Source organism: Sporomusa sp., assembly GCF_057736855.1.
Genome location: NZ_JBYKYF010000167.1, coordinates 1 through 6,644, shown reverse-complemented (window position 1 = coordinate 6,644; position 6,644 = coordinate 1). Strand labels below are relative to the sequence as shown.

The 6,644-nt window shown below is 47.1% G+C and carries 5 protein-coding genes; 4 read left to right on the top strand and 1 reads right to left on the bottom strand.

The window, feature by feature from the left end:
• The 3 genes from cydD to AC29Z1_RS11340 all read left to right on the top strand — a co-directional run.
• A partial coding sequence (cydD, locus tag AC29Z1_RS11350) for a thiol reductant ABC exporter subunit CydD (protein WP_488271573.1) occupies window positions 1–1,195 on the top strand: 1,195 nt, incomplete at its 5' end.
• Window positions 1,188–2,915, top strand: a complete 1,728-nt coding sequence (gene cydC / locus AC29Z1_RS11345; RefSeq protein WP_488271572.1) for a thiol reductant ABC exporter subunit CydC — start codon at window positions 1,188–1,190, stop codon at window positions 2,913–2,915. The genes cydD and cydC, both read left to right, overlap by 8 nt.
• 45 nt (window positions 2,916–2,960) lie before the next feature.
• Window positions 2,961–3,659: a DUF2225 domain-containing protein gene (locus tag AC29Z1_RS11340; RefSeq protein ID WP_488271571.1), complete on the top strand. Its 699-nt coding sequence runs from the start codon at window positions 2,961–2,963 to the stop codon at window positions 3,657–3,659.
• Between the two features lie 123 nt (window positions 3,660–3,782).
• On the opposite strand, the gene larA is transcribed toward AC29Z1_RS11340, so the two are convergent.
• A complete protein-coding gene (larA, locus tag AC29Z1_RS11335) occupies window positions 3,783–5,042 on the bottom strand; it encodes a nickel-dependent lactate racemase (protein ID WP_488271570.1) in 1,260 nt (419 codons plus the stop codon).
• A gap of 415 nt (window positions 5,043–5,457) precedes the next feature.
• Between larA and AC29Z1_RS11330 the strand changes: the two genes are divergently transcribed.
• Window positions 5,458–6,621, top strand: coding sequence for a type III PLP-dependent enzyme (locus tag AC29Z1_RS11330; RefSeq protein ID WP_488271569.1), 1,164 nt, complete (start codon window positions 5,458–5,460; stop codon window positions 6,619–6,621).
• Window positions 6,622–6,644 lie beyond the last annotated feature (23 nt).

Here is a 6,644-nt window from a genome sequence, read left to right as displayed (position 1 = left end):
CCGAAATATCAGGCAGTGGGAGAAGCTAAATCGTTTAAGTTCGCATTTTTTGGATGTTTTATCCGGATTGGTAACACTTAAGCTATTTGGCCGAAGTATTGAACAAACAAGTATCATTGCTCGGGTGAGTAAAGAGTTTCGGGATGCTACTATGACTGTATTGAAAATAGCGTTTTTGTCATCACTGGTGCTGGAATTGGTGGCCACTCTCAGCACTGCATTGGTGGCGGTAACTGTGGGGCTTAGACTTCTCTATGGCGAAGTTGCGTTTTCTCAAGCATTTTTTGTGCTGTTGCTGGCGCCTGAGTATTATTTACCGCTCAGAATGCTAGGAAGTCAGTTTCACGCCGGAATGGCAGGGAAGGCCGCTGCTGCTGATGTTTTTCGGCTGCTCAAACTGACTGGCAGTCAAACAGCTGATGGGTCAGCAGCTATGCCTAAACAACGACAGCTTGCACTTGCCTTTCAGCATGTGTATGCTGAGTATCCTCAACGTGAGCGTCAGGCTTTGCGCAATATATCGTTTACACTGGAGCCGGGGCAGCATTTGGCAGTCGTGGGACCAAGCGGTGCAGGGAAAAGTACAGTGGCTGCCCTGTTGCTAAAATTTATTGTGCCTGTTGCAGGAGAGATATTAGTTAACGGAAAGTCACTTAGGGATGTACGTTTGGCCGATTGGCTGCAGCAAGTTGCGTTTGTACCGCAACGGCCGCATTTGTTTCAAGGGTCTGTTGCCGATAATATTCGTCTGGCACGGCCTGATGCATCGCTGGATGAAATTATTATGGCAGCGAAAGCCGCTGGTGCACATGATTTTGTTGAACGGCTGCCTGACGGTTATGATACGCTCATCGGGGAAGGCGGCCACGGCTTGAGCGGCGGTGAGCGCCAGCGGCTGGCAATTGCCAGAGCTTTATTGCAAGATGCACCGCTGGTTATTTTGGATGAGGCGGCACGTGGACTGGATGTTCATTCACAGGCGATGTTGGATAAAGCTTTGGCAAGGCTATTGGCTGGACGGACGGCGATTATTATTGCCCATCGCTTGAGCACAGTGCGGCAAGCTGACAAAATTATTGTGCTGACAGATGGACAAATTAGTGAGGCCGGCACACATGAGGAGTTAATGGCCCAGTCGGGATTATACAGGCGGCTTATGCTGGCCTCTCAGACAGGGGAGGGGTCTGATGTATAACCTGATTGTCGCCAATCAGCGTACCTTGTTATTGGCAGTGGTTGCCTGTGTAATCGGCATTTTTACGGTATTTACCAATGTTGGCTTACTGGCAGCATCAGCTTGGCTCATTTCGTCTGCGGCGCTTCACCCGGCTGTGGCAGAATTATCGTTGGCGATTGTCGGGGTGCGATTTTTTGGTTTAGCAAGAGCCATCTGCCGGTATGGAGAGCGTTATATAAGCCATGAAGTCACCTTTCGCCTGCTGGCAGATATCCGAATCTGGCTTTATGCCAAATTGGAACCGCTAGTACCGGCTCATGTGTCAGGACTGGGGAAAGGTGATCTCTTTAGCCGGTTGGTAGCTGATGTTGAGACTTTGCAATTTTTTTATTTACGGGCGGCATTTCCTGTGGTTATTGCTGTAGTAGTGACAATAATGACCATGGGGTTGTTGGCATGGCTGGCTCCTTGGCTGATGTGGCCAGTGGTCGGGGCTTTTATAGTGGTCGGGTGCGTTTTGCCGGCAGGCCTGTTGCGTCTGGGGCGTGAGGCTGGGCGAGAGGCTATACAGGCCAGAGCCAATTTAAACAGAAGCATCGCTGACAGTATGGAAGGGATTACCGAATTAATGGCGTTTGGCCAGTCAGAACGACAAGCCGCCCGGATCGCTGCTGACAATGCCCAATTGATGACGAGTCAGGCGCGGGCCAATAGAGTGGTCGCTTTAAGCGAAGCCCTGGGAATCCTGGGGATGAATCTGACTGTCATTGCTACCATTGTCCTGGCTGCTCCCTTGGTAGCTACCGGGCAGCTAGCGGGAGTTTACCTGGCAGTAGCGGCACTGGCGGTACAGGCCAGTTTTGAAGCTATTTTGCCACTACCCTCTGTGGCTTACTATTTGCAGGAAAGCAAAGCTGCGTTTGCGCGAATAACCGCAATTATCGAACAACCATCGCCTGTTCGCTCTGGTAAAATAGCAACTTTGCCTGCAGGTCCGCTGGAGTTTTCTGCGTATCAACTGACGTTTGCCTATTCAGCCCATTTACCGCCAGTATTATCTGATATAACATTCAGCTTGCCGCCAGGAAAACGCTTGGCAATTGTCGGGGCCAGCGGGGCCGGCAAAAGCACACTGGCTGGATTGCTATTACGGTTTTGGGACTATGAGCAAGGTTCTTTGCGATTAAATGGGAGGGATATCAGAGACTATGAACCGGCAGCAGTACGTCAGGCGATAAGTGTTGTCAGTCAGGATACCTATCTGTTGAACGCCACCATTCGCGATAATATTTTATTAGCCAAACCGGATGCTACACCGGATGAATTACAGCAAGCCATTGCGGGTGCTATGTTGACTGAATGGATTGAGCGACTGCCGCAGGGACTGGATACGTTGACCGGCCAAAACGGGCTGGCTATTTCCGGGGGGGAACGGCAACGTATTGCTTTGGCACGGGCGCTGCTTAAAGCGGCTCCGGTATGGCTCTTGGATGAACCGACAGCTGGGCTTGATGCTCAAGCTGAAGCAGTGGTTATGAACCATATTCTTACACTGGCTGATAGTCGTTCCCTGATATTGATAACCCACCGCCTGGTAGGACTGGAAACCATGGATGAAATACTTGTCTTAGCTAACGGACGTATTGCCGAACAAGGGACATATGCTGACTTAATTAAAAACAGAGGGATATTTTACCATATGAAGATGTTGCAGGACGACTTGCTAAATATTGCTTGAGAGCTTGGCCTTATTGTGATAAGGTATATAATTGGAGGCGATAATATGGCTGAGCCAACCTATTCAGTAGAAAAAGTATGTCCTGTATGTGAACAAACATTTCGTGTTACCCGGACGCGCGGCAGACAAATTATGAGTAAACAGGATAGCGATTTCTGCGCGTATTTTAAAGATATAAACCCGTACTATTATACTATTTGGGTATGTTCCAACGGCGGCTATGCAGCAGCCCACAGCTATTTTGAAAATTTATTTGCGAGCGCTAAAGAAAAGATTGCTAAATTTTTGGCTGGGCGTCAGGTAAATGTAAACTATAGCGGGATACGGACACGGGAACAGGCAATAGAAACTTATAAGCTGGCGATTTTTTTTGCCAATCTGATTGAGTCTCCGGCAAGCCGATTGGCAGAATTATATCTTAAACTTGCCTGGTTGTTTCGTGAAGGGGAAAACCAAGCAGAAGAACAAGCCGCAATGGTTAGGGCTTGCGAGTATTATGAGCAGGCGTTGATGCGGGAACGGTTGCCTATTGGCCCATTAAGTGAAGCAGCAGTTACCTATTTGATTGGTGAGTTAGCCCGGCGAACCGATCAGAATGACAAAGCGTTGTTATATCTGGGCAAAGTGGTAAGTAATCCTGCTACCAAACTAGAACCTCGGGTACTTAACTTGGCACGTGATGCCTGGCGTGCGGCGAGAGAGGCTCGCGACAAGGCGGCTGCAGCGAATAAAAATGCTGATTAATATTATCCTTACCATATAAAAAGCGCTGACCATCATGTTGTCAGCGCTTTTTATATGGTTATCTCAGAGAGTCCTCCGGCCAGTAACTTACGCCAGATGGCCTGGTTTGATGCTAAAGGTTGGCTATTTCACATAGGGAATGGTCAGCGGTCCCAATGGCAGTACGGCAACACTGGCACCAGGTTTTTTATTTAATATGTCTGTGATGGCATCACAGGGGTTGGCTACCGGAATGATTTTGGCATCACGTACTGTTTGGTCATCAAGACTGGAATAGAGATAACATTCGGCTTTCATGAGAATCATCGCCAGTATTTGCACTTGCCATTGGTCAAATACCGAGTAGCTGGGATCATTAATCATCGCCAATAGTTCCTCAGGAGTATCCTTGGCTTTGAGAATTTCGGCAAAGTTGCCGTGGTCAGGTATGCCATCCGAACATTCGGAGCACGCAAGAATGGCTCCGCCCTGTTTGACAATTTGGGCGGCTGCACTCATTCCTTTTACGGTTTGGTACAGATTTTGGTCAAGTGGATAGCCGGCATTGGTTGTGATAACAAGGTCAAATGGCTGGTCAACCGGGTACATGGCGTGTTCTTTGACAAAGGCGCAACCTGCACGGTGGGCGGTAATTACATCACCAGCAAAGACGCCAGTAATTTCTTTTTGTCCGTTTAACGTAACATTCAGCATGAAGTCTGGCTTAGCCATCAAACAGTTTTGGGTGGCGGCATCTTGCACTACATTGCCCTCAAGTACGCCCCAGGTGCTTTGCGGATGACCAATCATTTGTGCGTTATGAAAGTCTTGAATTGTCGTAATACCGGCAATTCCAGGATTAATGCCCTTGGGCCCGCCAGAGAATCCGGCGAAAAAGTGCGGTTCAATAAAGCCTGTTACAATTTTAAAGGTAGCGTTTACATAAGTCTTATTTAGATATACATCAGATCCATAGCTGTTTTTGCCTACAAACACAAGTTCTTCAGGGTCAAAGGCATTGTGGTTTATGACCCGGACGGTATCCACTACCTCTTGCCCTAGCATTTGAACAAGTTCTGCCTGTGTGTTAGCGCGGTGGCTGCCAAGACCATTAATGATGACGAAGTTTTCTCTAGGAACGTGTGAAAGTTCTTCCAGTAACCAGGGAACCAGCTTGTGATTTGGTGTTGGGCGGGTAATATCGGAAATAACAATGGCAACTGTATCGGTCGCAGCAACCATGTCTTTGAGAGGCGGTGTGCCCATCGGTTGGCGAAGTGCCTGTTGTACGGCAGATTTTTCGTCAGTTAGGCCGGGTACATGCCGGGGCTCAATAATTACTGCACGATCAGGTACCATGATTGTCAGACCATTTTTTCCATAAGCTAGCGAGACTGGTTTCATAGGGTTACACTTCCTTTCGTCAGTTTATAGGATTTGCTTGGCTGATTCTATTCTATCCTTTATTTACCATAACCTCAATACTTTTCTTTTTCGCTGCTTACTATTGCTGTAATGCAGAAACAACAGGGGCGCAGGGGAAAAATCTAATTCACCTGAACTGACGCCACCTGTAGCGATGAGATCCTTGGCTCAGTGTCAAAAATGGGTGGAAGGGGCTGCAATATGACGGGTATCTTTGTTGGAGAAGTGGCGCCAAACAGCGTAAAAAATTCCAGGCGTAATATGTATGTATCCGCATATCCTATTGAGGATGCGGATTTTATTTTTCTTTAAAAAATTTGCTTGCACTTTGGTTCAGTTATGTTACAATCATATAGTAATTTTTAAATGCATGAATACAAAGGAGCGATGATAAGTGAAATATTTTAGGTTATCCCAGAATGCTGTAAGGGCGCTGGCCGATACCTACAGCACGCCGCTTTTGGTGCTGTCTTTAGAACAAATTGAGCTTAATTACAATCTGTTGGCAGAGAATATGCCAGACGTTAAAATATATTACGCTGTCAAGGCCAATCCGGATGAGCGTATTGTCCGGAAACTGAATGAGCTTGGCGGCTATTTTGATGTCGCTTCTGATGGTGAAATGCGGATGCTCAATAGGATGGGCATCGATTCTGAACGCATGGTATATGCCAATCCGGTGAAAACGGCAAGTGGTCTCAAGGTAGCGCATGCTATTGGAGTGCATAAATTTACTTTTGATAATGAAAGTGAGATTGCCAAAATGGCGGCCGCTGAACCTGGTGCTACTGTTTTGTTACGGATAAGGGTGGACAATCCTAACGCACTTGTTGACCTGAATAAAAAGTTTGGCGCACATCCTGATGAAGCGTTAGAGCTTTTGACTAAAGCCCAGGCCGCTGGGCTGGATGTTGCCGGCTTATGTTTTCATGTGGGCAGCCAATCCACAGATAATACGGCTTATCTTGAGGCGCTTAAAATCTGCCGGAGGCTTTTCAATGCTGCGGCTGAGCGGGGCATGAACCTTAGAATTTTGGATATTGGCGGGGGCTTCCCCATTCCGACACTCACGGAAGAACCCGATGTTGCCGCAATGGTTAGTGAAATTTATCGAGCCATTAAACAGTATTTTCCTGATACTGAAATTTGGGCTGAACCTGGCCGCTATATTTGTGGTACGGCGGTGAATCTCATTACGCAAGTGATTGGAACTAAGGTTCGTAATAATCAGCAATGGTACTTTTTAGATGATGGTTTGTACGGTACTTTTTCCGGTGTTATTTTTGATCATTGGGATTTTGAACTTGAGACTTTTAAGAGCGGCAAAAAAATTCCGGCAACGTTTGCCGGTCCGAGCTGTGATTCCCTGGATATTATGTTTCGGGACAAATATACAGTACCACTGGAAATCGGCGATTTGATTCTGGTACCTAATTGTGGCGCTTATACATCTGCTTCTGCAACTGTATTCAATGGTTTTGCCAAAACCCCAATTGTGGTGTGGGAAGAAGTATATGAAGACATTAAAGCCAAACTTGAATTAGGAGCTGCGGGATAAAATCGTATTTTTGAGACAAAAAG

Bases quoted from the DNA above. Each gene is read 5' to 3' on its own strand.
- AC29Z1_RS11340 (WP_488271571.1), top strand. From the start codon at position 2,961: ATGGCTGAGCCAACCTATTCAGTAGAAAAAGTATGTCCTGTATGTGAA.
- larA (WP_488271570.1), bottom strand. From the start codon at position 5,042: ATGAAACCAGTCTCGCTAGCTTATGGAAAAAATGGTCTGACAATCATG.
- cydC (WP_488271572.1), top strand. From the start codon at position 1,188: ATGTATAACCTGATTGTCGCCAATCAGCGTACCTTGTTATTGGCAGTG.